The sequence below is a fragment of the Longicatena sp. 210702-DFI.1.196 genome, assembly GCF_020563125.1.
GTDB classification, from domain to species: Bacteria; Bacillota_I; Bacilli_A; order Erysipelotrichales; family Erysipelotrichaceae; genus Longicatena; species Longicatena caecimuris.
In genome coordinates this window covers 1-1,663 of the sequence record NZ_JAJCPX010000079.1, presented here as the reverse complement: position 1 = coordinate 1,663, position 1,663 = coordinate 1, and the positions used below count along the sequence as shown (strand labels likewise).

Here is a 1,663-nt window from a genome sequence, read left to right as displayed (position 1 = left end):
GGATATCTAAATTATCGTAGGGATAAGCGATACCTCTAAATTATCATAGAGTTTCGTAAAAGGTTGGCTCTAAATTATTGTAGGGTCAATCTTTTTGTTCATTCTTATAAAAATAAAACCTTTCGCTGTACAATGTAATCGTCAAACAACATTTAGCGAAAGGAGTGGTTTCCCACTATGGATATTATATCAGATTTTCTCGATCTATCCCAAGATTCCATATCAAGTCTTTCTTCCTATGTTGAAAACGATGTTCTCATAATCTGTTTAACTTTAAAGTCTTTTCCTTGTTCTTGCCCTATTTGTAATACTTCTACATCTCATATCAAAGAATACAAATTAAAACGTATCAAACATTCTGCTTTAAATCAAAAAAAATGTTTAATTGAATATCGAGCTCGACGTCTTGTTTGTGATAACTGTGGAAAAACTTTTTATGAGAAGAATCCTTTTATTCCCTTAGGTCATTCTGTCAGTAATCTTACCGTTCTTAATGTTTTACATGAATTGAAAGAGTCAAATGCTACTTTTGCCAGTGTCGCCAGACATAATTTCATATCTCCTACCAAAGCACAAGAGATATTTGATCTATATGTACGGATACCTAAAAGTCCTTTACCAGAAATCATTTGTATTGATGAGGTATATGCTTTAAAGGACAACCACAGTAAATATGTATGTATTCTATTGGATTTTTTATCTCATGAAATGGTCGATATGCTTCCTGACAGAAAGAAATATTCTCTTTTGAATTACTTTGATAGAATCCCTATTCAAGAAAGAAATAATGTTAAGTATGTCGTTATAGATATGTATAGTGTTTATCGTGATGTTGTCCACATGAAACTAAAGAACGCTGTTATTGCAGTTGACTCATTCCATGTTATTAAAAATATCAATACTGCATTAGACAAGGTAAGAATACGTATCATGAAAGGCAAAAAAAGTGATTGTATAGATTATTATCTGCTTAAAAACTTTCATTGGTTATTACTTACGGGTGAAGTAAGAGAAAATAAACGCAGGTATAACAAACGATTACGAAGATATATCAATTACCCGCAGCTTCTTGATCTACTATTAAACATATCGCCTGAGCTCAGAACAGCATATGAATTTAAAAATCTATACTTATGTTTCAACATGGTTAGTGATCACGATAATGCGGAACATGACTTCCATGAATTCATGAAAGAAGTAAGAGATTGTAATATTTCTGAAATGATCGAGATAATCAAAATGTTGAATAATTGGCATGATGAAATCATTAATTCATTTATTGTAGTAAATGGTAAGCGTTTATCGAATGGCATCATGGAATCTCGAAATTCTATCGTTAAACTCATTAAGAAAACAGGTAATGGCTATGTTAATTTCGCTAGATTTAGAAATCGGTGTATGTATTGTATGAACAAAAATGCCAAACCTAATATGGCTGGTTATGATGTACCATTAAAAATGAAAGGACATAAACGAGGAAAATATAAAAAATAATGATTAATTGTTGTTTGACTATTATAAAAGGCAGCGAAATGTTCATTTTCTAACATTTCTACTGCCTTTTTGAAACCCTATATTAATTTAGAGCCTACCTTCTTCATAGGAAAACCCTATGATAATTTAGAGCGTTTTTTCTTTAAACCCTACGTTAATTTAGAGCCCC

1 protein-coding gene is annotated in these 1,663 nt (G+C 31.2%); it reads left to right on the top strand.

Going from position 1 to position 1,663, the window contains the following annotated elements; genetic code table 11:
* Positions 1-177 precede the first annotated feature (177 nt).
* Positions 178-1,494 carry an ISL3 family transposase gene (locus tag LI241_RS15430; RefSeq protein ID WP_117548514.1) on the top strand — a complete coding sequence of 439 codons (1,317 nt, stop codon included), beginning with the start codon at positions 178-180 and terminating at the stop codon, positions 1,492-1,494.
* Positions 1,495-1,663 lie beyond the last annotated feature (169 nt).

Bases quoted from the DNA above. Each gene is read 5' to 3' on its own strand.
- LI241_RS15430 (WP_117548514.1), top strand. From the start codon at position 178: ATGGATATTATATCAGATTTTCTCGATCTATCCCAAGATTCCATATCA.